21 protein-coding genes are annotated in these 24,219 nt (G+C 69.9%); 17 read left to right on the forward strand and 4 right to left on the reverse strand.

All coding sequences use genetic code 11. The annotated features are described in order from the left end of the window. Positions 1 to 20: 20 nt before the first annotated feature. The 3 genes from aceB to RBS12_RS08950 are packed head-to-tail and all read left to right on the forward strand — an operon-like array spanning position 21 to position 3,811. Positions 21 to 1,619 (forward strand): malate synthase A, encoded by a 1,599-nt coding sequence (aceB, locus tag RBS12_RS08940; protein WP_307965732.1) that lies wholly within the window; start codon positions 21 to 23, stop codon positions 1,617 to 1,619. Beyond that, entirely contained in the window at positions 1,619 to 2,950 is a 1,332-nt protein-coding gene (locus tag RBS12_RS08945) for an aldolase (protein WP_307965733.1), read from the forward strand. The genes aceB and RBS12_RS08945 overlap by 1 nt, the downstream gene beginning before the upstream one ends. Positions 2,951 to 2,980: 30 nt before the next feature. Then, entirely contained in the window at positions 2,981 to 3,811 is an 831-nt protein-coding gene (locus RBS12_RS08950; protein WP_307965734.1) for a bifunctional allantoicase/(S)-ureidoglycine aminohydrolase, read from the forward strand. A 334-nt stretch (positions 3,812 to 4,145) separates the two neighbouring features. Here RBS12_RS08950 and RBS12_RS08955 read toward each other — a convergent pair whose 3' ends face one another. Together RBS12_RS08955 and RBS12_RS08960 are read right to left on the reverse strand one after the other, a co-directional pair. Further along, on the reverse strand, positions 4,146 to 4,460 hold the full coding sequence (locus RBS12_RS08955) for an MmcQ/YjbR family DNA-binding protein (protein ID WP_307965735.1): 315 nt from the start codon (positions 4,458 to 4,460) through the stop codon (positions 4,146 to 4,148). A 2-nt stretch (positions 4,461 to 4,462) separates the two neighbouring features. Then, complete coding sequence (locus tag RBS12_RS08960; RefSeq protein WP_307965736.1) at positions 4,463 to 5,029, reverse strand: dihydrofolate reductase family protein; 567 nt, start codon at positions 5,027 to 5,029, stop codon at positions 4,463 to 4,465. Positions 5,030 to 5,096: 67 nt separating this feature from the next. Between RBS12_RS08960 and RBS12_RS08965 the strand changes: the two genes are divergently transcribed. The 3 genes from RBS12_RS08965 to RBS12_RS08975 all read left to right on the forward strand — a co-directional run bounded on the left by RBS12_RS08965 (position 5,097) and on the right by RBS12_RS08975 (position 10,471). Then, positions 5,097 to 7,826, forward strand: a complete 2,730-nt coding sequence (locus RBS12_RS08965; RefSeq protein ID WP_307965737.1) for a LuxR C-terminal-related transcriptional regulator — start codon at positions 5,097 to 5,099, stop codon at positions 7,824 to 7,826. Between the two features lie 104 nt (positions 7,827 to 7,930). Further along, positions 7,931 to 9,784 (forward strand): Ig domain-containing protein, encoded by a 1,854-nt coding sequence (locus RBS12_RS08970; RefSeq protein ID WP_307965738.1) that lies wholly within the window; start codon positions 7,931 to 7,933, stop codon positions 9,782 to 9,784. 6 nt (positions 9,785 to 9,790) lie between these two features. Further along, on the forward strand, positions 9,791 to 10,471 hold the full coding sequence (locus RBS12_RS08975) for a class F sortase (RefSeq protein WP_307965739.1): 681 nt from the start codon (positions 9,791 to 9,793) through the stop codon (positions 10,469 to 10,471). 49 nt (positions 10,472 to 10,520) lie between these two features. Here the strand turns inward: RBS12_RS08975 and RBS12_RS08980 are convergent, their stop codons facing one another. Next, positions 10,521 to 10,808, reverse strand: coding sequence for a hypothetical protein (locus RBS12_RS08980; RefSeq protein WP_307965740.1), 288 nt, complete (start codon positions 10,806 to 10,808; stop codon positions 10,521 to 10,523). Between the two features lie 66 nt (positions 10,809 to 10,874). Here RBS12_RS08980 and RBS12_RS08985 point away from each other — a divergent pair, with 66 nt between their 5' ends. From RBS12_RS08985 to RBS12_RS09035, 11 genes are all read left to right on the forward strand, one after another. Continuing rightward, positions 10,875 to 12,371: an ATP-binding protein gene (locus RBS12_RS08985; RefSeq protein ID WP_307965741.1), complete on the forward strand. Its 1,497-nt coding sequence runs from the start codon at positions 10,875 to 10,877 to the stop codon at positions 12,369 to 12,371. Positions 12,372 to 12,741: 370 nt separating this feature from the next. Further along, positions 12,742 to 13,536, forward strand: a complete 795-nt coding sequence (locus tag RBS12_RS08990) for a TIM barrel protein (RefSeq protein WP_307965742.1) — start codon at positions 12,742 to 12,744, stop codon at positions 13,534 to 13,536. 70 nt (positions 13,537 to 13,606) lie between these two features. Further along, complete coding sequence (locus RBS12_RS08995; RefSeq protein ID WP_307965743.1) at positions 13,607 to 14,485, forward strand: 2-hydroxy-3-oxopropionate reductase; 879 nt, start codon at positions 13,607 to 13,609, stop codon at positions 14,483 to 14,485. Positions 14,486 to 14,513: 28 nt separating this feature from the next. Then, the gene (gene gcl, locus RBS12_RS09000) at positions 14,514 to 16,301 is read left to right on the forward strand and encodes a glyoxylate carboligase (RefSeq protein ID WP_307965744.1); all 1,788 of its coding nucleotides are present in this window, start codon (positions 14,514 to 14,516) and stop codon (positions 16,299 to 16,301) included. Between the two features lie 6 nt (positions 16,302 to 16,307). Next, positions 16,308 to 17,507 (forward strand): glycerate kinase, encoded by a 1,200-nt coding sequence (locus RBS12_RS09005; protein WP_307965745.1) that lies wholly within the window; start codon positions 16,308 to 16,310, stop codon positions 17,505 to 17,507. Continuing rightward, positions 17,504 to 18,847 carry an allantoinase AllB gene (allB, locus tag RBS12_RS09010; RefSeq protein WP_307965746.1) on the forward strand — a complete coding sequence of 448 codons (1,344 nt, stop codon included), beginning with the start codon at positions 17,504 to 17,506 and terminating at the stop codon, positions 18,845 to 18,847. Before RBS12_RS09005 ends, allB begins: the two co-directional genes overlap by 4 nt. Positions 18,848 to 18,869: 22 nt before the next feature. Next, the gene (bcp, locus tag RBS12_RS09015; protein ID WP_307965747.1) at positions 18,870 to 19,343 is read left to right on the forward strand and encodes a thioredoxin-dependent thiol peroxidase; all 474 of its coding nucleotides are present in this window, start codon (positions 18,870 to 18,872) and stop codon (positions 19,341 to 19,343) included. Between the two features lie 320 nt (positions 19,344 to 19,663). Then, positions 19,664 to 20,179 carry a 2-oxo-4-hydroxy-4-carboxy-5-ureidoimidazoline decarboxylase gene (uraD, locus tag RBS12_RS09020; protein ID WP_307965926.1) on the forward strand — a complete coding sequence of 172 codons (516 nt, stop codon included), beginning with the start codon at positions 19,664 to 19,666 and terminating at the stop codon, positions 20,177 to 20,179. Continuing rightward, positions 20,176 to 20,517, forward strand: a complete 342-nt coding sequence (gene uraH, locus RBS12_RS09025) for a hydroxyisourate hydrolase (RefSeq protein WP_307965748.1) — start codon at positions 20,176 to 20,178, stop codon at positions 20,515 to 20,517. Before uraD ends, uraH begins: the two co-directional genes overlap by 4 nt. A gap of 6 nt (positions 20,518 to 20,523) precedes the next feature. Then, on the forward strand, positions 20,524 to 21,447 hold the full coding sequence (gene pucL, locus RBS12_RS09030; protein WP_307965749.1) for a factor-independent urate hydroxylase: 924 nt from the start codon (positions 20,524 to 20,526) through the stop codon (positions 21,445 to 21,447). Positions 21,448 to 21,689: 242 nt separating this feature from the next. After that, complete coding sequence (locus tag RBS12_RS09035) at positions 21,690 to 23,192, forward strand: nucleobase:cation symporter-2 family protein (RefSeq protein WP_307965750.1); 1,503 nt, start codon at positions 21,690 to 21,692, stop codon at positions 23,190 to 23,192. 84 nt (positions 23,193 to 23,276) lie between these two features. On the opposite strand, the gene RBS12_RS09040 is transcribed toward RBS12_RS09035, so the two are convergent. Next, a complete protein-coding gene (locus RBS12_RS09040; protein WP_307965751.1) occupies positions 23,277 to 24,173 on the reverse strand; it encodes a helix-turn-helix domain-containing protein in 897 nt (298 codons plus the stop codon). Positions 24,174 to 24,219: the final 46 nt, after the last annotated feature.

Genomic DNA, 24,219 nt, shown 5'->3' on the forward strand with positions numbered 1-24,219 from the left:
GGGAGAAGGAAAGCAGAACTATGGCCATCACCGTCACCGACACCAACCCGGTCGAGCGCGCCGAGCAGATCCTGACCGACGAGGCGCTCGCGTTCGTCGAACAGCTGCACCGGCGCTTCGGCGGCGAGCGCAAGGAGCGCCTCGAGGCCCGCAAGGCACGACGCGCGGAGGCCGCCTCGACCGGGCGCCTCGACTTCCTGCCCGAGACGGCGGAGATCCGCGCGGGCGACTGGAAGGTCGCCCCGGCGCCCGAGCCGCTCCAGGACCGCCGCGTCGAGATGACGGGCCCCGCAAGCCCCGCGAAGATGGCCATCAACGCGCTCAACTCGGGCGCGAAGGTGTGGCTCGCGGACATGGAGGACGCGTCGAGCCCGCACTGGGGCAACGTCGTCGACTCTGTGCTCAACCTCCGCGACGCCGCCCTCGGCACGCTCGCGTACACGTCCCCCGAGGGCAAGGAGTACAGCCTCCGCACGGACGCGCCGCTCGCCGTCGTCGTCACCCGCCCGCGCGGGTGGCACATGGAGGAGCGCCATGTCCTCATCGACGGCGAGGCCGCCTCGGGCGCCCTCGTGGACTTCGGCCTTCACTTCTTCCACGTGGCCAAGCTCCTCATCGAGTCGGGCCGCGGCCCGTACTACTACCTCCCGAAGATGGAGAGCCACCTTGAGGCCCGCCTGTGGAACGAGATCTTCGTGTTCGCGCAGGACTACCTCGGCATTCCGCAGGGCACGATCCGCGCGACGATGCTCATCGAGACCATCCCGGCCGCGTTCGAGATGGACGAGATCCTGTACGAACTCCGGGACCACGCCTCGGGCCTCAACGCCGGCCGCTGGGACTACCTGTTCAGCATCATCAAGTTCTTCCGCGATGCGGGCGAGAAGTTCACGCTCCCGGACCGCGCGTCCGTCGTCATGACGGCGCCGTTCATGCGCGCCTACACCGAGCTCCTCGTCCAGACGTGCCACAAGCGCGGCGCGTTCGCGATGGGCGGCATGGCGGCGTTCATCCCGAACCGCAGGGAGCCGGAGATCACGGCAGCAGCGATCCAGAAGGTCCGCGCGGACAAGACCCGCGAGGCCACGGACGGCTTCGACGGCTCGTGGGTCGCGCACCCGGATCTCGTCGAGACGTGCGAGGCGGTCTTCGACCGCTTCTTGGGCGAAAAAGCAAACCAGGTCGACCGCCAGCGTCCCGAGGTCCACGTGACCGCGGACGATCTCCTCGACGTCTCCTCCGCCGAGGGCGTCGCGACCGAGGAGGGCCTGCGCCTCAACCTCTACGTCGCGGTCGCGTACACGGCCGTGTGGCTCTCGGGCAACGGCGCCGTCGCGATCCACAACCTCATGGAGGACGCGGCGACGGCGGAGATCTCCCGCTCGCAGGTGTGGCAGCAGATCCACAACAAGGTCGTGCTCTCCGACACGGGGAACACCGTCACGCGCGAACTCGTGGGACGCATCCTCGGCGAGGAGACCGAGCGCCTGCGCGGCGAGGTCGACTCTGACTTGTTCAACAAGTATTACGAGCCGGCGAGCCGCCTTATCGCGGACATCTGCCTCTCGGAGGACTACACGGACTTCCTCACGACGCCCGCGTACGAGCTGGTCGGCTGATGAGCCTGCCCGCCGCGGGCGCCTACCCGAAGGCGGTCTTCGGGGACGCCGACTACGAGCGGATCGACGCCGGCCTCGCCGACACCGACCGCCTCCTCTCCGATGGCTACCCCGGGGACTCCGGGACGCGCCAGCCCGTGCACACCGTGTACGTGCCCGCGGACCGGTACACGCCGTCGATCGCCGCGGACTGGGGCCAGCAGGCCCTGGCCGCGGCGGCCGAGGCCGGCGGGATCCAGCGCCTCGCGGAGCTCGTGGGCCTCTCCCCCGAGCTCGCCGCCGAGGTCGCCCCGCGCGTCGAGGCGAAGCTGCGCACCGAGGCCATCGAGGATCTGCGGATCGACTTCGAGGACGGCTATCTGGCCCCGGGAAAGTCGCAGGATCCCGAGGCAACGGAGGACGCCGAGGCCGTCCGGGCGGCTGACCAGGTCGCCGCCGCGATGGCCGCCGGGACCGCGACGCCGTTCGTCGGCATCCGCTTCAAGTGCTTCGAGGAGGCCACGCGTCGGCGCGGCCTGCGGACGCTCGAGCTCTTCCTGGCGCGGCTCGTTGGGGTGGGTGGTGGCGGGCCGGACAGCCTCCCCGAGGGATTGATCCTGACCCTGCCCAAGGTGAGCACGGTCGACCAGGTCGAGGCGATGGTCTACGCCGTCGAACGCCTCGAATCCGCGCTCGGCCTGCACCGGGGCCGCCTCGGGTTCGAGGTCCAGGTCGAGACGCCGCAGCTCATCATCGGCGCGGACGGAAGCCACCCGGTGGCCCAGCTCCCGCACAAGGCGGACGGGCGCATCACGGCGCTCCACTACGGCACGTACGACTATTCGGCGTCGCTCCAGATCGCCGCGGCGTACCAGTCGATGGAACATCCCGTCGCGGACTTCGCGAAGGAAGTCATGCAGCTCGCGGTCGCCGGGACGGGCATCCGCCTCTCCGACGGGTCGACGAACATCCTCCCGCTCGGCGACTCCGCCCAGCGCGAGGAGGCGTGGAAGCTCCACGCGCGCCTCGTGCGCCGCTCGCTCGAGCGCGGCTACTACCAGGGCTGGGACCTTCACGCCCACCAGCTGCCCACGCGGTACATCGCGACCTACGCGTTCTACCGCGAGGGGCTGCCCCAGGCGACCGAGCGCCTCCGCAACTACGTCCAGCAGACCGTCGGCGCCGTCCTCGACGAGCCCGCGACGGCCCGCGCCCTTGCGGCCTTCGTGCTGCGCGGCGTCCAGTGCGGCGCGGTCGGCGCGGACGAGGTGCAGGTCTCAGCTGGTCTCACGGAAGCTGAGCTCACGCGCCTCGCACACCCGCACCTCCGGGTTGCTTTGAATTCGAACTAGCTTCGACCTCCCACTAGTAAGGACTCACACATGGGCAAGTACTACTACCCCGAGGGCGGCCTGCCGCCACAGACCCACCTCACGACCGAGCGCGCGATCGTCAAGGAGGCCTACACGGTCATCCCGAAGGGCGTCCTGACCGACATCGTCACGAGCAACCTCCCGGGCTTCACGAACACGCGTGCGTGGATCATCGCGCGCCCCATCTCGGGGTTCGCGACGACGTTCTCCCAGCTCATCGTCGAGATCGGCCCGGGCGGCGCTGCCCCGAAGGCCGAGTTCGAGGCGGGCGTCGAAGGCGTCGTCTTCGTGACGAAGGGCAAGGTCAACCTCACGCTCGGCGGTGAAGTGCACGAGCTCGAGGAGGGCGGCTACGCCTACCTCGCCGCAGGCGACGCGTGGGGCCTCGAGAACGCCTCGGAAGACATCGTCTCGTTCCACTGGATCCGCAAGGCGTACGAGCGGCTCGAGGGCTACGAGGCCAAGTCCTTCGTGACGAGCGACGCCGAGGTCGCACCCCGCGAGATGCCGAACGTCAACGGCGTGTGGAAGACCACGCGCTTCGTGGACCCGGACGACCTCGCGCATGACATGCACGTGAACATCGTGACCTTCCAGCCCGGCGGCGTGATCCCGTTCCCCGAGACCCACGTCATGGAGCACGGCCTCTACGTGCTCGAGGGCAAGGCCATGTACCTCCTCAACAACGACTGGGTCGAGGTCGAGGCCGGCGACTTCATGTGGCTCCGCGCGTTCTGCCCGCAGGCCTGCTACGCGGGCGGCCCGGGCGAGTTCCGGTACCTCCTCTACAAGGACGTCAACCGCCAGGTCCGCCTCACGGGCGCGCCGCTCCCGGGCTGACCCCCACCCGCCCGCGACCCATCTCACCCGCCCGGCCGACCTCGGCGGCGGGCCCCCAAAGCACGACGGCGCGGGGCAGGACTGGCACTGAGCCGCCCCGCGCCGTCGTACCCACCTGACGGGCACACGCCCCCGCCCGATCTCACCCACCCGCCACCCATACTCTCCGCCCCCGGTCGCGCAACGCCGGGGGCGGAGGCCCTTAAACCGCTCGAAGGCGCATTGTCGCCGACTGGCAGCAAAGGAGGGGGCTAGCACCGGCGGATTTGCCCCTGACCGGCGGAAATAACGGCAACCGGCGGAAATGCGCAAAACCGGCGGAACCGCAAGGCGCTCAGCTTCTCCCCGCCCCGCCCGCGATCCGGTACGACTCCCCGATCATCTCCGCGAGCTCGTCGCGACGAATCCGCTCGAGCCGAACCAGCACGAGGTTCGCCGGGGGGCGCTCGTGATGCTGCGTCCAGAAGAACGTGTCGGGATCGGTGGCCGCGAGCGCCTCGCGCTCCTCGGTCTTGAGCGTCACGACTCCGGGCTCCCAGATCCGCGCGAAGAGGGTTCTCGCGAACCACGCCGGCTGCTGCCAGCTCATGCGCTCAGTGACTCCGGGGAGCGCGAGGCACAGCGCGCGGACGTCGCCCTCAGTCGCCATGGTCAGGCCGACTGGACGTCGTACACGAGCTCGACGAGACCATCGAGAATGGCCGTTCCCGTGAGCTTGAGAAGCTGGGTGCGCTCCGGTAAGAACCCGCGGCCTGCGCCGAGCGCGACGGGCATCACGAGGAGCCGGAGCTCGTCGACTTCCCCGGCGGCGAAGAGAGAGCGGGCAAGGCTGAGGCTGCCCCAGACGACGACGGCGCCGCTCGCCTCGCGCTTGATCCGCCGGATCGCCTCGGCTGCGTCGCCCGATTCGATGCGGCACTCGCCGAGCGTGCCCCACGGCGCCGTCGAGAGCGTGGTCGAGAAGACGTAGCGGTCGAGGGCGTTGAGCTTGTCGGCGATGAGCTCGCTCTCCGAGGCCGGTGTGGGCCAGAAGCCGTTGAACATCTCATACGTGCGGGCGCCCAGGGCCATGGCCTCGACGCCGTCGAGCCATGCGAACTGGTGCCGGTCCCACTCCGCCGTGCCGCCTTCGAGCTTCTGGGTGAACGTGAAGTTCCCGTCGGCATCCGCGGCGAATCCGTCGGCGCTGACAATTTCCTGTACGACGAGCCGTCCCATGCACCCCACCGTGACACTCGCCCGGACGATGCGGCAAGGCTTCGCCGAAGCCATTGATAATCAACGCATGGGGCGTCACGTGGTTCACAGGGCAGTTCCGCATCCGGGCCTTTCGGTCGGCGATCAGCCCGCCGAAGTCCTTCGCGTCGCGGCTGATCGGTCCAGCGCGTTCGTCGTCGGCCTCGGGGTTCAGGGAACTGGCAAGAGCGAGTGGGGCCGGCAGCTGATCGCAGGCGTGCGCCGGCGGGCCGTGTGGGTGGCGGCGGATCCGTACGAGGCCGATGTGCCCTTCTCGTTCGCCGACCGTCTCGCCCGGGCGGCAGGCTCTCCCCCGCGACCGCTGCAGTCGGCGAGCGCTGATGAGACGACGGCGGCCGCCCTCGACGTGCTCGAACGGCTCATGGCGAGATCGGGCAGGCGCGCGCAGGTCTGCCTCGTCGTGGACAATCTGCAGTGGGTCGACGACGCCTCCGTCCGCTTCGCGAGGTTCGTCCTCTCCCGCCTGGCCTACGCGCCCTCGATCGTTCTCGTCCTCGGCCGTCCGGCGGCCTCGGCGACCGCCGCACTGCTCCAGGGAGCAGACCCGAGCGCGTGGGGCCTCGTGCGAGACATCGCGTTCGAGCCGCTCACCACGCAGCAGGTGCGCACCTTCATCTCGCGCACCCACGGCTGGGACGTTTCACTGCGCCTCGCCGAGCGCATCCGCGAGCAGTCCGGCGGGCTCCTGTCCCTCATCGACGCGGGCGTCGAAGCACCCGTTCCAACGCCGGGTCAGCTTTGGGACGCACACGTCGACGTATTCGGGCCTGCGGCGGCTCCGCTCGTGTGGCCTGCCGCGGCACCCGCGGCCGTTCGCCACGTCGTCGAGATCTGCAGCGCGCTCGGCAGCGCGACTCCCCCGAGCGAGGTCGAGGCCATCGCCGCGTCGCTTGGGCTCGCGGTCGACGTCGACGCGGCCCTCCTTTCGGGGCTCCTCGTAGCGGCCGGCGATGGCGTCGCGGTCTGCCACGGCGTGCTCGCGCGGCAGGCCACGGCCTCGATGGACCGCGGCGCCGTATCCGCGATCCTCGCCGCAGCCGCCGAGCAGGCCGACGACGAGTTCCGGCGCCTCGAACTGCGTCTCGCAACGGCGGATCGTCTCGAGCCGTCGCTGCTCGACGAGGTGCGTGCTCGGGCCGCCTCGGCACCGGCTCATCGGACTGAGCAGCTGCTCCGATGCCTGCGGCACGCAGCAGAGCTATGCGTCGGCCCAGACCGCGAGGAGCTCCTGCTCGAGGCGGGCGTGCTCGCCGTCGCCCGCTACGAGACCCAGCTGGTGCTCGACCTCGTCCCAGCCCTGCGCGCGATGCCCGGATCGCCGGTGAGGGACCTGGTCTTGGCGAATGCCCTGCAGATCTCCGGGGCGGCCGCCGAGGCCAAGGAGATCCTGGGCCTCATCCTGTTGCAGCCCATGGACCATCCCGATGCCGCGCTCGTGGGCGTGGAATCCGCGCTGCTCGCCGCCGTCGCCCATATGGTCGGCGACGACGGTCCGCCGCCCCGGGGGCTGCTCGACCGTGCCCGACAGCTCGTCGACGAGTTCCCCGATCGCGCGCCGAGCGACGCCCGACTCCTGCCGCTGTTCCGCCCCCACGATCTGAGACTCCGCCTCGCGGCCCTCTTCCTCGTCGACGCCGGACGGCGGGGATCTGCCGAGGAGGTCACCGCGTCGCTCGGGACACTCCTCGCGTTGGTCGAGTCCGCGCCGCCGTCGCCGGGCCTCGTCGACGCCCTGACGTGCCTCGCGGGCGTCCACCTCCGGCGCGGCGAGATCGCGCGGGCCGCACGCGGGCTTGAGCAAGCCCTCAGTGTCGCGAGCGACGTCGGCGGCGGCTGGAGTCTCGGCCAGGCCCGCTGCCTCCTTGTCTTCGCGTATTGGATCCTCGGGCGCTACGAGGACGCGCGGTCCCAACTGACGACCGCGACCCACATGATGCTCGACACGATGGACGTCTCCGTCCGGCCCCACACGCACGCGCTCGAGGCCCTGCTTGCCGCAACCGGTGGGGATGCCGAAGCCGCGGCAGCCGGCCTCGCCGCGCTCGACTCCGCGAAAATCCCGGAATATGGCGGCGGTGGACCGGTCTTCGAACTCGTCGCCCGCGCCGAAGCTGCACGGACGGGTGGCAACTACGGAGGCGTCCTCGAGGTCCTGACCCCGGCGGCCCTGACGGCGGCCGGCCTCGGCGGTCACGGCGTCGTGGCCTACCGCATCGAGGCGCTTGCAGCCCTCGGCCACGCCGAAGCCGCAGACCGCGAGCTCGCAGCGTTCAGGGACGGGGTCGAGCCAGGACAGGCCCTCCCGTTCGGAGACCTCGACTGGCTCGAAGGCCGCGTCCACGAGGCCTACGGGTTCCACGACGAGGCGCGCCGCAGCTTCCACCGAGCCGCGCGCCGGACGGAGTTCCCCCTCCCGGCGGCCCGTGCGCGCGAGGCGCTCGGGCGCGTACAGATCGCGAGTGGCAGCCGGACCGCGGGCCTCCGCAACCTCAAGGCTGCTCGGGACGCGTTCAGGGAGCTCAACGCCGACCCATACTGGCAGAACACGCTGTTGACACTCGGCGAGCCCCCGCTTGCGGGGGACGCCCGCCTCGCCGGCCTCTCGGCCCGCGAACGCGAGGTCCACCTCCTCGCCGCGGCCGGCCGAACCAACAGGGAGATCGCCGACGAGCTCTCCATCTCGGCGGCAACGGCCGCCTTCCACATGCGCAACGTGCTCGCCAAGACGGGAGCAAAGTCCCGCCGCGAGCTCAGATAGCGAACCTATCCATTCTTGATAGGTTTTCGCGATTTCGAGGCCTTCGCGCAGAGAGCGGCCGTAGCTTCACAGCGACAGAGTTCGCTCGGATGGGGATGGCGGGAATGCAGTTCAAGCAGTTCTTGAGGATCACGACGGCGTCGGCCCTCGCGGCGGGGGCAGGTCTCGCCGGGCTGGCCGTGGCCAGCCCGGCGCACGCCGCAGGCGGCTCGTGCACGGTCGCGGGGACGACGGTGACCTGCGTCTACGCCTACACGGGCACCGAACAGACGTTCACGGTCCCCCAGAACGTGAGCCAGGTCCAGGTGACGGCCGTGGGTGCTTCGGGTGCTTCGGGATCCTTCGCTGGCCCCCCTTCCTACTTGGCATCAACTGGCGGCGCTGGCGGGGTCGGGGCGATCGCGAGCAGCGCGCTCTCCGTGACGGCCGGCTCCGTGCTCTACGTCGAGGTCGGCGGGACGTCGACAAACGCTGGCGCAGATCCCGCCCGTATGTGGTTGGTCCCCGGGGGCTGGAACGGTGGCGGCGGCGGGGTCTTCGGACCCGGGGGCGGCGCCTCCGACATCCGCACGCTCCCCCGGACGGATGCGGCCACGCTGGGCTCGCGGCTGCTCGTCGCCGGCGGCGGAGGCGGCGGCGGGTTTTCCCACCCCAGCGCGAACGGAGGGGCCGCCGGCCAGGACGGCTCGCCAACCCCGCAAGGCGGAGGGGCCGGATCGCTCACAGCAGGGGGCACAGGCGGAACGGCCATGGGCAGTGGCGGTAATTGCGGGAGCGGGACCCCAGGGAGCCTCGGTCAGGGCGGCGGCGGCGCGACCTTCAGCGGCGGCGGCGGTGGTGGCGGCGGCTACTACGGCGGCGGCCAGGGCAGCGACATCTGTATCTCAACCTACGGAGGCGGTGGCGGCGGGTCGTCGCTCGTGCCCGCCGGCGGCACGGTCGCGCTCGCGGCCGTCGGCACCGCGCCGTCCATCGCCATCTCCTTCACGGGAGCCGCACCGACCGGATTCACGGCAGACACGCCGCCCGCCCTGGGCGTCACAGGGTCCGCCTATGGGCCGTACACGTACGCGGCAGACGGGATCCCGGGCCCGACCTACACGATCGCGACCGGCGCGCTCCCGCCGGGGCTTGCCTTGGATGCAGCAAGCGGCGTGCTGTCCGGCGTCCCGACGTCGTCCGGCACCTACACGTTCGCCGTCGCCGCCACCAACCCGCTCGGCACCGTCGTGAGCAGGACGGCGACACTCACCGTTCGAGCAGCACCCCAGACGACGGCGTGCACCCCGCCGACGACGGCGGTCGCCGCCGCGCCCTACGGCCCGTACGCCTTCGCCGCCACCGGGTTCCCTGCCCCCGCCTTCGCCGTCACGTCGGGCGCGCTCCCGCCGGGACTGACCCTTGACGCGGCAACCGGCTCGCTGGCCGGGACGCCGAGCACGGCCGGGACGTATACGTTCGCGGTGACCGCCACGAACGCGATGGGAAGCGCAGCGTGCCCGTCCGTCACGATCACGGTCCACCCCGCGCTCGTGATCACTTCGGGCGGCACGCTGTCCGGCGGCACGGTCGGCGCCGCCTACACCGCGACGCTCACGGCCACGGGCGGGGACGGCTCACCCTATGTCTGGAGCCTCGCGCCGGGAAGCACGCTCCCGCCGGGCCTGACCCTGACCGGCAACACGATCACGGGCACGCCCACGCAGGCCGGCACGTACGCGTTCACGGTCTCCGTGAACGACCCGGTCACCCAGACGCTCACCCTCACGATCGCCGCTGCCCCGACGCCGACGCCCACGGCAGCTCCGAGCGACCCCGGAGCGGTCGTCGAGACGGGCGGCCACGCGGTCGACGCAGGGAGCACGACGGCGGCGTGGTTCTGGGCGCTCACGGCCGCCGTCGGGATCGCTCTCGCCGCCGTCACCGTGGTGATCGCCCGCCGACGCGACGATGCCTAGGCGTCCGTGAGCCTGCGCCGTCGTCCGGGCCGGAGGCCGCGCCTGCTGCTCCTCGCAGCCGGCGCGGCCTCCGCCGTCCTCATTGCCGTTGGCCTGACCGGATTCGCCGCCTCGACGACAGGCTCAACGGCCGCCCCGCTCGAGGCGCACTCCGCGCCCGTCGATCTGCGCGGCAACGCCGTGGCGCCGGACCAGGCGGACATCCCGGCAGCCGCGGCCGTCCAGAAGGCCAACCCTGTCGAGGCAAGCGGGGGCGACCGCTTCAGCGTCCCGTCGGTCGGGCTCAACGTCCCGCTCGGAGCGCTCGACGAGGTCGACGGCGCGATCGTCCCTCCCGGATTCCGCTCCGCCTACCTCGTCCGCAATCGCGGCGCATCGCCGCAGGATCCGGGGAAGGGCACGGTGTTCGTCGTCATGCACGCGGTCCGCGGCGGCGTGGGACCCGGCAACTACCTCATCGACGTCGACGGCGGCCGCGCAGCCATCGCCCGCGGCGCCGAGATCGCCGTCCAGGGGAAGGTGTACGTCGTGAGCGGAGCCGAGACCGTCGGCAAGACCGATCTCCCGCGCCATGCCGAGGTCTGGGCCAACACGCCCGACCGACTCGTGGTCATCACGTGCCTCCTCCGCCCGGCAGACAAGACGCCCGTGGACAACGTCGTCATCTTCGCGACCCTCCGCCGGTAGGCGTGTCGCTGCCACGGCCGAGCGCTTCGCAAGACCGGAATGACCGGACTCAGCTCGCGAGCTTCTCGCCGTCGTCGGGCTCGCCGTCGCCGTCGGGCTGGTCGCCGGCCTGGGCGGCGGCATCTTCCCGCGGCACCCAGCGGACGGTGACCATTGCGCCGTCGCCGTCTTCCTCGATCCGCAAGATCAGGTCCTCGCCGTAGAGGTGCACGTGCTCGGCATAGCGCCCGTCGAGACGGGCAGCCTCAAGCAGCCGCTCAAGAGCGACAGCCAAGGCGCGTCCCCAATCCCGCGGGTCAGTACTTGAGGCGCGCTCGGCGCCCACGTAGCTGGCCATGAATCGATTGTGGTCCTCTCACAGCCAGACACGCCAGTGACGGAGGTCACTGCTAGCCTGAAGGGCATGGATGAGGCTCTGGGGAAGTTCATCGACGATTTCGGCGCACTCGTGCGGATCGCGGCCCAAAGTGGGGTAGCTTCGAGCGGCCGTGCGCTGCGAGACGTGCTCGCCGAACACCTCGGCTCGGACCCCGACGCGCTCACGATTGTCGTGGAGTCAGTCCCTCCGCATCGGCTGGTCGACATCGACTCGATCCTCGAGAGTCTCGCGGCGGAAGACCCCGAGGCGCAGCTCGTCGGCGTCTCCGGCGGGGAGGCTCGAAACCACGCGACACTGCGCGACATGGTGCAGAGCACGCCGTGGATGGGGCGTTTTGCCCTGTCTCAGCCCGACTTCGCGAATCTCCCCGTCGGTCCTGACCAGCAGCGGCGCACCGTCTCGTTCGGCGTCCGCCTCTTCCGGTTCGCCGGAAGGCCGGTCACCGTGCTCCAGCGGGAACCGTCGGCGCGGTTCGGGCGGCCGAACGTCACGCTCGAGGTCATCACGCCAGACGACGACGTCGCCTCCGGCCTCCTCGCCGAACTCCACCGGCGATTGGACCGGGAAAGTGTCTTCAAGGGGCAGGTCATCTCGCTCGCGGCCGAGGGCTACGGCCCGGGCCGCTCCGAGGCCGCGGGGGGCGGGGCCACGTTCATCGAGCGACCGCGCGTTCCCGACGACGAGGTGATCCTCCCGGACGGACTCCTCGGCCGAATCCACGCACACACGCTCGGCGTGGGGCGCAACGCGCGGGCGCTCACCGCGCGAGGACAGCACCTCAAGCGCGGACTGCTCCTCTACGGCCCGCCCGGAACCGGGAAGACGCACACCGTGCGCCACCTCCTCGGCTCGGCACGGGGGACCACAGTCGTCATGCTCACAGGCCGAGCCCTCGCGCGCGTCGCGGAGGCTGCCTCGCTCGCGCGGGCCCTCGCGCCGTCGATCGTGGTGCTCGAAGACGTCGACCTCGTTGCCGAGGACCGCAGCTTCAGCCCGGGCCCTCAGCCCCTCCTGTTCGAGATCCTCGATGCGCTCGATGGCCTCGAAGGCGACGCCGACGTCGCCTTCGTCCTCACGACCAACCGGGTCGAGCTGCTCGAGCGCGCCCTCGCCCAGCGGCCGGGCCGCGTGGACCTCGCCGTTGAGCTTCCGCTGCCGGCGCTTGCCGAACGGCGCGCGCTGCTGAGGCTGTATGGCCGCGGCATGGACTTCTCCGAGGACGCGCTGGACCGCGCGGCTTTGCAGACCGAAGGCACGACGGCGGCGCTCGCCAAAGAGCTCGTGCGGCGTGCCGTGCTGGGCGCGGCCGAGGGAGGCGCTGAACCCGGAGACAGCCATCTCGACGACGCCGCTGCGGCGCTGATGGCGGAGGCCGAGTCGCTCACCCGCAGCCTTCTGGGCGGACGGCCCACGGGTGCGCAGCCGCCGGTCGGACAGCCCGCAGGTCCGCAGCCGCCCTTCGGACGGCCCTTCCCGCAGCCGCCGGTCGGACAGCCGTTCCCGCCGCCGCCAGGCCGCTGACCCAGGCCCCCTCCCACCGCCCGACGCATCACCAACTTCCCCAACTCCTACCGCCGATCTCCCCAGTTTCCGGACCGGCTTCCCCAGCTCTTGGCGACGACACGCTGCGTGCAGCGTCCGGACACCGGCGTGTCCCGCCGTCGTCCGCTCGAAAACCGGGGAGGTTGGCCCAGGCGATGGGGAGGCTGGCGCAAGACCCGGGGAACCCGGCTCGCAAACCGACGAAGCGGACCCTCGAACTCGGGCGCCCCGAGGAGGTATACCGGGTTGACCCCGCTCACACCCGAGGCCTACACTTTCATCAAGAGAAAATCTTCTTCCGCAATGTGAAAGACTGACCCACGTGTCAAGCGAAGAGAGGCCCCTGACAATGACGTATACGGTGAACTGCTCCATCCTCCTCACGGAGCTTCCGCTCCTCGAGCGCCCGGCCGCCGCGAAGGCAGCGGGCTTCGACGCCGTCGAGTTCTGGTGGCCCTTCGCCGAGGCCGTTCCGGCCGACAAGGATGTCGACGCCTTCGTGTCCGCGATCAAAGACGCCGGCGTGCAGCTGAGCGGCCTCAACTTCTTCGCGGGAGACATGCCCGCGGGCGACCGCGGCCTCGTCTCGTGGACCGGCCGCGAGGGCGAGTTCAAGGCCAACATCGCGGTCGTCGCAGCCATCGGCGAGCGCCTCGGCACGAAGGCCTTCAACGCCCTCTACGGCAACCGCCTCGAGGGGGCCACTCCGGAGGCGCAGGATGAGCTCGCCCTCGAGAACCTCGTCGCCGCAGCGAAGGGCATCGCCGAGATCGGCGGCACCGTGCTCCTCGAGCCCGTCTCCGGCACACCGGCCTACCCGCTCAAGACCGCCGCGGACGCGCTCGCCGTCATCGCGAAGACGCAGGAGGCCGGCGTCGACAACATCAAGCTCCTCGCGGATTTCTACCACCTCGCGGTCAACGGCGACGACGTCGCGGCCGTCATCGAGCAGCATGCGAAGGACTTCGGCCACATCCAGATCGCCGACAACCCCGGCCGCGGCGCCCCCGGCACCGGCGAGCTCCCGCTCGGCGAGTGGATCGCCCGCTCCCGCGAGCTCGGGTACGAGGGCTACATCGGCCTCGAGTACAAGGCCCCGCAGGCCGAGGCCTTCACGTGGGCCATCCGGCCGGTCAACGGCTGAGCAGCCCTCCGGCCCCGCCGGCCCTCCCCAAGCAGCCCACCCGCCCCACAGACTTCCCAGGAGATCACCAATGAGCAACGTTGCAGTCATCGGTCTCGGCATCATGGGCCTTCCCATGGCCGTCAACCTCGTCAAGGCCGGCCACCAGGTCACCGGCTACAACCGCAGCACGGACAAGATCCAGAAGCTCGTCGGCGAGGGCGGCAACGGCGCCGAGAGCATCGCCGAAGCCGTCAAGGATGCCGACGTCGTCATCACGATGGTGCCCGACTCCCCCGACGTCGAAGCGGTCGTGAGCGGACCGGACGGCGTGTTCGCGAACGCGAAGCCGGGCGCCCTCTGGATCGACGCGTCCTCGATCCGCCCCGACGTCGCGGTCCGCCTCTCGGAGGACGCCCGTGCGGCCGGCATCCGCCCGCTTGACGCCCCGGTCTCCGGCGGTGAGCAGGGCGCGATCGACGCGGTCCTCTCGATCATGGTCGGCGGCGCCCCCGAGGACTTCGAGGCCGCGCAGCCCGTCCTCAATGCGGTCGGCAAGACGATCGTCCACGTCGGCCCCTCGGGCTCCGGCCAGACGGTCAAGGCCGCGAACCAGCTCATCGTCGCCGTCAACATCCAGGCGCTCTCCGAGGCCATCGTGTTCCTCGAGGCCTACGGCGTGGACACCGACGCGGCGCTCAAGGTCCTCGGCGGCGGCCTCGCCGGCTCGAAGGTCCTGGACCAGAAGGGCCAGAAGATGCTCGACCGCAACTTCGACCCCGGCTTCCGTCTGGCCCTCCACAACAAGGACCTCGGCATCGTCACCTCCGCGGCCCGCGAGGCCGGCGTCGTCGTCCCGCTCGGCGCGGCTGTCGCCCAGCTCGTGTCCGCTCTCGTCGCCCGCGGCGATGGTGGCCTCGACCACTCGGGGCTGTTCAAACTCACCAACGAACTCTCCGGCAAGAACTAAGACTTCAAGACACGAAAGGAGCACCGACATGGCAAAGATGCGCACTGTCGACGCGATCGTGGCCATCCTCGAGAAGGAGGGCGCCACCGAGGCCTTCGGCCTGCCCGGCGCCGCGATCAACCCCCTGTACTCGGCGATGCGTGCCCACGGCGGCATCCGCCACACCCTCGCGCGTCACGTCGAGGGCGCCTCGCACATGGCCGACGGCTACTCGCGTGCGAAGGCCGGGAACATCGGCATCTGCCTCGGCACCTCCGGCCCGGCGGGCACCGACATGATCACGGGCCTCTACGCGGCGCAGGCCGACTCGATCCCGATGCTGTGCTTCACGGGCCAGGCCCCGGTCGCGAAGCTCCACAAGGAGGACTTCCAGGCCGTCGACATCGAGTCCATCGCGAAGCCGCTCACGAAGATGGCCATGACCATCCTCGAGCCCGGCCAGGTCCCCGGCGCCGTGCAGAAGGCGTTCCAGCTCATGCGGACGGGTCGCCCCGGTCCCGTGCTGCTCGACCTGCCGTTCGACGTGCAGATGGCGCAGATCGAGTTCGACATCGACGCCTACGAGCCGCTCGCGGTCGAGAAGCCCCGCGCGACGCGCAAGCAGGCCGAGAAGGCCCTCGACATGCTGACGGCCGCCGAGCGCCCCCTCATCGTGGCCGGCGGCGGCATCATCAACGCGGACGCGGCGGACAAGCTCGTCGAGCTCGCCGAGCTCCTCAACGTCCCCGTGGTCCCGACCCTCATGGGCTGGGGCACGATCCCGGACGACCACCGCCTCATGGCCGGCATGGTGGGCCTCCAGACGAGCCACAAGTACGGCAACGCGACGTTCCTCGAGTCGGACTTCGTGATCGGCATCGGCAACCGCTGGGCGAACCGCCACACGGGCTCGATCGAGAAGTACACCGCGGGCCGCACCTTCGTGCACATCGACATCGAGCCGACCCAGATCGGCCGCGTGTTCTCGCCGGGCTTCGGCATCGTCTCGGACGCGGGCCTTGCCCTCGAGGCCCTCCTCGAGGTGGCCCGCGAGCGCCAGGCCGCCGGCGCGCTGCCGGACTACTCGGCGTGGGCCGAGTCCGCGCAGGAGAAGCGCGGCCGGATGCAGCGCAAGACGCACTACGACAACGTGCCCATGAAGCCGTTCCGCGTCTACGAGGAGATGAACAAGGCGTTCGGCCCCGAGACCACGTACGTCACGACGATCGGCCTCTCCCAGATCGCCGGCGCGCAGATGCTGCACGTGTTCGGTCCGCGCAAGTGGATCAACGCGGGCCAGGCGGGCCCGCTCGGCTGGACGGGCCCCGCGGCACTCGGCGTCGTACGCGGCAAGCCGGGCGAGACGGTTGTGGCACTCTCGGGCGACTACGACTTCCAGTTCATGATCGAGGAGCTCGCGGTGGGCGCGCAGCACCAGCTGCCGTACATCCACGTGGTCGTGAACAACTCGTACCTCGGCCTCATCCGCCAGTCGCAGCGCGGCTTCGAGATGGACTTCGAGGTCTCGCTCGCGTTCGAGAACGTCAACGCGACCGGCTCCGAGCGGGCCCAGGGCTACGGCGTGGACCACGTCAAGGTCGCCGAGGGCCTCGGCTGCAAGGCCATCCGCGTCGAGCACCCGGACGATCTCGCCCCGGCCTTCGAGAAGGCCCGCGCCCTCATGGCGGAGTACAAGGTGCCGGTGGTAGTGGAGGCCATCCTCGAGCGCGTCACGAACATCGCGATGGGTACCGAGCTGGACAACGTCGTGGAGTTCGAGGAGCTCGCGGAGCGCCGCGAGGACGCCCCGACCGCGATCGTCGCGCTGCTGGACTGAGCCGAGGTGAAGATCGTCCTCGCCCCGGACAAGTTCAAGGGCTCGCTCACGGCCCCCGAGGTCGCCGAGGCGCTCGCCGACGGCATCCGCGGGGAGCTTCCCGAGGCAGAGCTCGTCCTGGTCCCAGTGGCCGACGGCGGCGTGGGCACGGTGAGTGCGGCGCTCGGCGCGGGGTTCTCCCCGCGCCGAGCGCGCGTCTCCGGCCCCACCGGCCAGCCGCTCACGGCCGAGTTCGCCGTGGATCCCGCACGCGGCCGCGCCGTCGTCGAAATGGCCGCCGCCTCCGGCCTCGACGCGCTTCCTGGGGGCGTCAAAGATGCCCGAAATGCGACGAGCCTCGGCACCGGCCAGCTCATCCGTGCAGCGCTCGACGCGGGCGCGCGCGAGATCGTCCTCGGCGTCGGCGGGAGCGCGTGCACCGACGGCGGCGCCGGCATGCTCCAGGGCCTCGGCGCGCGCTTCACGGACGACGCCGGCAACGAGCTTCCGCTCGGCGGCGCGGCCCTCGCGCGCATCGCGGAGGCGGACCTCGGCGGGCTCGACGCTCGACTCGACGCCGCACAACTGATCCTTGCCGCCGACGTCGACAATCCCCTGCTCGGCGACCGCGGCGCCGCCGCCGTGTTCGGCCCGCAGAAGGGGGCCACGCCGTCGGACGTCGTGGAGCTCGACGCGGCCCTCGCGCGCTTCGCCGACGTCCTCGGCGCGGCGCTCGGCTCGCGCGCGGTCGCGGCCAAGGACGCGCCGGGCGCCGGTGCGGCCGGCGGCGTCGGCTACGCGGCACTGGCCCTTGGCGCGCAGCGCAGGCGCGGCATCGACGTCGTCGTCGAATTCACCGGCCTGCGGGAAAAGCTCGAAGGCGCCTCGCTCGTCGTCACGGGCGAGGGAAGCCTCGACGCGCAGTCCCTCTCGGGGAAGGCACCGGTCGGCGTCGCCGCGGAGGCGCGCGCCCAGAACGTGCCTGTCGTTGCGGTGTGCGGGCGGAGCCAGCTCGACGGCGCCGCGCGCGCCTCCGCGGGATTCACCGCCGTCCACGCGCTCACCGATATTGAGGCCGACGTCGAGGTGTGCATCCGCGACGCCCGTCGCCTCGTCCGCGAGACGGGCCGGATCATCGCGCAGGGCCTCGCCGCCCAAGCGCCCTCGGGAACGTCGGAGGGCGTCACTATTGTTGAGACTGACAGCAGGAAGGAGTCTGTGCGATGAATGACATCGAGTTCGACCTCGTCATCCGCGGGCAGCGGGTCCTCACGACGGCGGGCATTGTGCCGCGCGAGGTGGGCATCATCGACGGGCGCATCGTCGCGCTCGAGCCGTTCGGCAACGGCCTCTCGGGGCGCGAGGTCATCGAACTCGCCGACGACGAGACGCTCATCCCGGGCCTCGTGGACAGCCACGTCCACGTCAACGAGCCCGGCCGCACGGAGTGGGAGGGCTTCGCCTCCGCGACAAAGGCGGCCGCGGCCGGCGGCGTGACGACGATCATCGACATGCCGCTCAACAGCATCCCGCCGACGACCAACGTCGAGGCGCTCAAGCTCAAGCGCACCTCCGCGGAGACGCAGTCGTTCGTCGACGTGGGCTTCTGGGGCGGCGCGATCCCGGGCAACACGGGCGATCTGCGCGCGCTGCACGACGAGGGCGTCTTCGGCTTCAAGTGCTTCCTGCTCCATTCGGGCGTCGACGAGTTCCCGCACCTCGAGGTCGACGAGCTCGAGAAGGACCTCGCGGAGATCGCGTCGTTCGACGGGCTCATGATCGTCCACGCCGAGGATTCGCGCGCGATCGACCGTGCGCCCAACCCGGACGGCGACGTCTACGACAGCTTCCTCCACTCGCGCCCGCGCGGCGCCGAGAACGTCGCGATCGCCGAGGTCATCGAGCGGGCCCGCTGGACCGGTGCGCGCGCCCACATCCTGCACCTCTCGTCGTCGGACGCCCTGCCCATGATCGCCACGGCGAAGCGCGACGGCGTCAAGCTCACCGTCGAGACGTGCCCGCACTACCTCACGCTCCTGGCCGAGGAGATCCCGAACGGCGCGACGGCGTTCAAGTGCTGCCCGCCGATCCGCGAGGCGTCCAACCGCGAGCTCTTGTGGAAGGGCCTCGAGGACGGCGTCATCGACTGCATCGTCTCGGACCACTCTCCCAGCACGATCGATCTCAAGGACCTCAAGAACGGCGACTTCGGCGTCGCGTGGGGCGGCGTCGCGTCGCTCCAGCTCGGGCTCTCGATCATCTGGACCGAGGCCCGGCGCCGCGGCATTCCGCTCGAGCGCGTGGTCGAGTGGATGGGCCACCGGCCGGCGCAGCTCGCGCGCCTTCAGCGCAAGGGCCTCCTCGCCCCCGGATACGACGCCGACCTCGCGATCTTCGCGGCGGACGACGCGTTCGTCGTCGACGCGGACAAGCTGCACCACAAGAACCACATCACGCCGTACCAGGGCAAGACCCTCTCCGGCGTGGTGCGCCGCACCTTCGTGCGCGGCACCGAGGTGGACTTCGGCGCGCCCAAGGGCCAGCTGATCCGCCGCGGCACGGCCTGACCCCCTACAGGAGGAGGAACCTATGACAACCACCACGAATCTCGCCGCCGGGCAGCCGGCCCCCGAGTTCACGCTCCCGGACGCGTCCGGGACAGGCGTCTCACTCGCGGACTACCGCGGCCGCCGCGTGGTCGTGTACTTCTACCCGAAGGCCGCGACGCCCGGCTGCACGACCGAGGCGTGCGACTTCCGCGACAGCCTCGATGCGCTCAACGCCGCGGGCGTGAGCGTCGTCGGCATCTCGCCCGATCCGGTCGAGGCCATCGCCTCGTTCGCCGACGACTACAGCCTCACCTATCCGCTCCTCGCTGACGACGGCGCCGCCGTCGCCAAGGCGTGGGGCGCGTGGGGCGAGAAGATCGTGAACGGCGAGGTCGTCGAGGGCATCCTGCGTTCGACGGCGGTTGTCGCCCCCGATGGCACCGTCGAGTCGGTCGACTACGCCGTTCAGGCGGACGGCCACGTCGCCGCACTGCGGGACCGCCTCGGCGTCTGACAGCTCCCCCAGCGACCCTCGGGCCCCGGACACTGCGTCCGGGGCCCTTTTTTCGACCCCACCCGCGCTTCCTGCCCGGTTGTATCTTCCCCATCAGTCGCGATCGCGGCGTGTTTCGGCCCGGCGCGGCTTGGGCCCGAGAAGAACCGGGCTGGAGCGCGGCCCGCAACGCGCGCGAAACAGGTCACACAGTAGGGTGTTGACAATCACACTGTGATGCACCACACTAATTACACATGCTGAAATAACAGTTCCACGATACGGAACCACAGAAACCGACGTTCCGTATAGCCGTCACCGTGGATGCCAGCATTGAGCAGTTGAGGACCAGACAAGCCATGTTGCTTGAACAGTTCAACGCCGCCCCAGCCGCCGAGGCACACGAGCTTCTCAAGCCGTGCCTCGACGTGCCTCGCTGGATCGAGGAAATCACCGCAGCCCGCCCCTTCGCGAGCCTCGACGATCTCCTCTCCGCAGCGCGACGCGCAGCCGACCCTTTCACCTCTGAGGAGCTGGAGGGCGCGCTCGCCCACCACCCCCGCATTGGCGAACGGGCCGCCGGCGCATCGGCCGAGGCCTCGATGTCCCGCAGCGAGCAGTCCGGTGTGGACGCCCGCGACGCGGCGACCATCGCGGCCCTCGCCGAGGGCAACAAGGCGTACGAAGAGAAATTCGGCCGCGTCTTCCTGATCCGCGCCGCTGGCCGCTCGGCCGAGGAGATGCTCTCCGCCCTCCAGGAACGCTTGGGCCACACGCCCGAGGAGGAGGAGCCGGTCGTCGCCGAGCAGCTCCGCGAAATCGCCGTCTTGCGACTCGAGAGGAGCATGAACTCATGAGCGTCTCCCACGTGACCACCCACATCCTGGATACCGCTGCCGGGAAGCCGGCCGCAGGTGTCGCCGTCGAACTCTACGCCCGCGACGGCGAGGCATGGTCCCAGATTGGAACGGGCACCACCGATGCCGACGGGCGGGTGAAAGACCTCGGCCCCGAACGGCTCGAGAGCGGTTCGTACCGACTCGAGTTCGCGACCGGAGCCTACTTCGCCAGCATCGGGCAGGAGACCTTCTTCCCGGAGGTTTCTCTGACCTTCACGGTCGACGAGAACGAGGCGCACTACCACGTGCCTCTCCTGCTGAGTCCATTCGCCTTTTCCACTTACCGAGGGAGCTAAGTAGCCATGTCTGAGAACACGAACACCAAGATCGTCTTGGGCAAGAACCAGTACGGCAAGGCCGAAGTCCGCGTCGTCAAGATCACGCGCGACACCGACCGGCACGAGATCGAGGACCTCAACGTCACGTCCCAGCTCCGCGGCGACTTCGCCTCGGCCCACTTCGACGGCGACAACTCGAAGGTCGTCCCGACCGACACCCAGAAGAACACCGTCTACGGCTTCGCCCGCGACGGCATCGGCTCCCCCGAGGAGTTCCTCATCCGCCTCGCGAACCACTTCACGTCGGAGTTCAGCTGGGTCTCGGGCGGCCGCTGGGAAGCCGAGCAGTACTCGTGGGAGCGCATCATCGCCAACGGCGCTGAGCACGACCACTCGTTCGTCCGCAAGGGCCAGGAGGTCCGCAACGCGGTCGTGACGAAGGACGGCGACAACATCTACGTCATCTCCGGCCTCAACGACCTCACGGTCCTCAAGTCGACCCAGTCCGGCTTCGTGGGCTACCCGAAGGACCGCTTCACGACCCTCGCGGAAACCACGGACCGCATCCTCGCGACGGACGTCACGGCCCGCTGGCGGTACAACAACGAGGCGATCGCGAACCGCACCGTCGACTTCAACAAGACGTACGACGACGTCAAGGCGCTCCTGCTCGAGGGCTTCTCGGAGGAGTACTCCTACGCGCTCCAGCAGACGCTGTTCCAGATGGCCCAGAAGGTCCTCGACGCGCACCCCGAGATCGACGAACTCCGCTTCTCGACCCCGAACAACCACCACTTCCTCGTCGACCTGACGCCGTTCGGGCTCGACAACCCGGGCGAGGTCTTCTTCGCGGCCGACCGCCCGTACGGCCTCATCGAGGCGAACTTCCAGCGCGAGACCATCTCGGACGCCGGAAACTCCTGGGACGGCATCGCCGGCTTCTGCTGAGCCTCGGCTAGGCCCGCGATCCCGGCCTACCGAACCTGCCCTACCTTCCTTACCCACCCCACCTTCCTCACCCACCCCACCTTCCTCACCCACCCACCACCCGTACGGACGACGGCGGGACTCCCTGCCCGCCGTCGTCCGCCTCCGGCGTGCCCTACTCCGCCCTCTTCTCGCCGCTTCGCACCCACCCCACCACGCACAAAGTTGCGCATTCGGAAACCAAGCTGACAAGGAGGTCCGCTATGACTCGAAAGACTGCGCCCGTTCCCTCTGCCCCCAACGCGGAGGCCACAAGTCCCGAACACCAGAAGCTGCCGATCCCGACGGCCTTTGCCTACGGCATCCAGCACGTTCTCACGATGTACGGCGGCATCATCGCCCCGCCGCTCATCGTCGGCTCGGCCGCTGGACTCAAGGGCCCCGACCTGGCCCTGCTCATCACGTCCTGCCTCTTCATCGGCGGCCTCGCGACGCTCCTCCAGACGCTCGGCATCAAGTGGTTCGGCTCGCAGCTTCCGCTCGTCCAGGGCACGTCGTTCGCCTCGGTCGCGACCCTGCTCGCGATCATCAACGGCGGCGGCGGCCTCCCGGCCATTTTCGGCGCCGTCATGGCCGCCTCGCTGATCGGCCTCATCGTCGCGCCGTTCTTCGCCAAGGTCATCCACTTTTTCCCGCCGGTCGTGACGGGCGTGGTGATCACGACGATCGGCCTCTCCCTCGTCCCGGTCGCGGCCAACTGGTCGCTTGGCGGCAACGCGAAGGCCCCGAATTACGGCGACCCGGCCAACATCGGCCTCACGGCGCTCACGCTCGTGATCATCATGCTCCTGAGCAAGCTCGGCAGCGGCATGATCTCGCGCCTCTCCATACTCCTCAGTATTGTCATCGGCACCGTCATCGCGGCGGTCGTCGGCAAGGCGGACTTCTCGCAGGTCTTCAACGGCCCGATCTTCGCGTTTCCCCAGCCGTTCCACTTCGGCCTCCCGACATTCGAGCCGGCGGGCATCATCTCGATGGTCATCGTCGTCCTCGTCATCCTGACGGAAACGACGGCGGACATCCTCGCCGTGGGCGAGGTCACCGGCGCCAAGGTCGACTCGAAGCGCATCGCGAACGGCCTCCGCGCCGACATGCTGTCCTCGGCCGTCTCCCCCGTCTTCAACGGATTCACGCAGAGCGCGTTCGCACAGAACGTCGGCCTCGTGGCGGTCACCGGGATCAAGAGCCGCTTCGCGGTCGCGGCCGGCGGCGTGGTTCTCGTGCTCCTCGGCCTGCTCCCCGTCCTCGGCCGCGTCGTTGCCGCGGTCCCGATGCCCGTGCTCGGCGGCGCTGGGATCGTCCTCTTCGGCACCGTCGCCGCCTCCGGCATCCGGACGCTCGCGAAGGTGGACTACAAGGACAGCATGAACCTCATCATCGTCGCGACGTCGATCGCGTTCGGCCTCGTTCCCGTGGTGAGCCCCACGTTCTACTCGAAGTTCCCGACGTGGGTCCAGGTCATCTTCGACTCGGGCATCAGCTCGGCCGCGATCATGGCCGTCCTGCTCAACATCCTCTTCAACGTCATCAAGAGCGGGAACCCGAAGAGCAGCCCCTCCGTGTTCGCGGCCGCTCCGACCCGGCTGATCCCCCTCGTGGTGCTCGATGCCCTTGAGGACGGCGACCGAATCGAGAACGGCAAGATCTACGACAGGGACGGCAACGAAGTCGACATCGAAGCCTCCGGAGGGTCGCACGACCACTGAGACGCCACCGGCCGTCACCACTGAGATAGGCCCTGCTCACCACTGAGGTGGGCAGGGCCTGCTCTATGCTGGGCCATAAGTGTGTCACCCGAAATTCTTCCGATACTGGTTTGGGAGCATTCCGGTCGAGTCCGCGATCGCTTTGCGCATGGCACGCCCATCGGCGAATCCGCTCTTCCGGGCAATCGCGTCGAAGGAGACGCCATTCGCCGCATCGGATCCGAGAATCCTCAGCGCCTCTTGCGTGCGATAGGTGCGAATGACATTTGTGACACCTCCCCTATCCGCAAATGCGCGCTGGAGAACGCGGAGGGAAATGCCGAGCGCCTCGGCGACGTTGCGCGCCTTGAAGTCCTTGCGGCGGAATTCCTCCGCGATGATCCGGAGTCCGACGACCACGAGCTTGTCGTCCCTGGGCTCGGCCTCCGAGGCGATATAGGCGTCGAGCAGGACCATCCCGCACACCCCGGCCAGGATCTCGCTCATCGCCGCATCCCGTTCCTCGGATCGGAAGACGAGCTCGGCGACGGCGCGCACGACCGCAACGCTGGGCGACGACGAGATGACCAGCGAGGGCGACTCCTTCGAGAAGATGGCGCCTGAGGACCGGACACCCTCGGTCATGCTCACGACGAGGACCCGCCCGGCGGACTCCATGCGGATTCTCGGCAGATTCGCCTCCCCGAACGCCACGAGGCCGCCCACGGGAACCCCCTGGTCGATGAAGTCCTCAACGACCAGCTGGGTATCGAACGGGAAGACCATGTGGAGGGCCCGGTCCACTGAGGCGGAGACCGTCTGACCACTGAGATAGCACGGACTCGCCGCGACGTAGCTTACGTAGAGGCCGCCCACCGCGACCGACTTCATCCGGAGCGCGAACGAGCCGGCCTCCGCGAGCGGCGACACGAGTCCCCCGAGCTCGGCGAGCCCCCCGGGCCCCAGGAAATCCTGCTGGACGCCTTCCGTCCATTCCCTCACAACAAATCCCCCACGTCTGTCGGATAGAGTTTCACGGCGTGGGGGC

Origin of the sequence: Sinomonas sp. ASV322 (assembly GCF_030908245.1) — a bacterium.
Taxonomy (GTDB): Bacteria; Actinomycetota; Actinomycetes; order Actinomycetales; family Micrococcaceae; genus Sinomonas.